General features: G+C 47.8%; 2 tRNA genes and 1 rRNA gene. All 3 read right to left on the reverse strand.

What is annotated here, in order from left to right:
* Nucleotides 1–173: 173 nt before the first annotated feature.
* A tRNA-Ala gene (locus NFU03_RS15675) sits at nucleotides 174–249 on the reverse strand.
* A gap of 18 nt (nucleotides 250–267) precedes the next feature.
* Nucleotides 268–344: transfer RNA gene (locus tag NFU03_RS15680), tRNA-Ile, on the reverse strand.
* Between the two features lie 189 nt (nucleotides 345–533).
* Nucleotides 534–586 (reverse strand): 16S ribosomal RNA (locus NFU03_RS15685); the annotation flags it as partial.

Below are 586 nucleotides of genomic sequence, written 5' to 3' on the forward strand. Positions count from 1 at the left end.
GCGCCCTTTCTAACTTAACCAAAAAGTTACCGTTCTCTCGTCCATCCAGCGATGAATGGAATGAAAGAACAAAAAGAATCGCTGTCCGGCTCGCATTGCTGCGGCCGACTCGGTTGATTATCTTGATTTGTTGCTTCAATGTTGTTTTATCCAGTTTTCAATGAGCAATTTAATGGTGGAGCCTAGCGGGATCGAACCGCTGACCTCCTGCGTGCAAGGCAGGCGCTCTCCCAGCTGAGCTAAGGCCCCAAAGGGTTATGTTTAAAATGGTGGGCCTAAGTGGACTCGAACCACCGACCTCACGCTTATCAGGCGTGCGCTCTAACCAGCTGAGCTATAGGCCCATCTTATTATAGAAGAAATGAAGATCTTATAATCCAGCTCCGACTCCCTGATGCTTGTCGCATCAAAGCCGTCGTCTCCGCTTTATAAACCTTCAAAACTGAACGCAAAATGTCAACGTAAGAACCGAATGGTTCTTTTCCGAATGTACAGCCACACATCTTGCGATGGTCTCTGTACAAATTCCTTAGAAAGGAGGTGATCCAGCCGCACCTTCCGATACGGCTACCTTGTTACGACTTCA

Origin of the sequence: Sporosarcina sp. NCCP-2716 (genome assembly GCF_023707985.1) — a bacterium.
Classification (GTDB): Bacteria; Bacillota; Bacilli; order Bacillales_A; family Planococcaceae; genus Sporosarcina.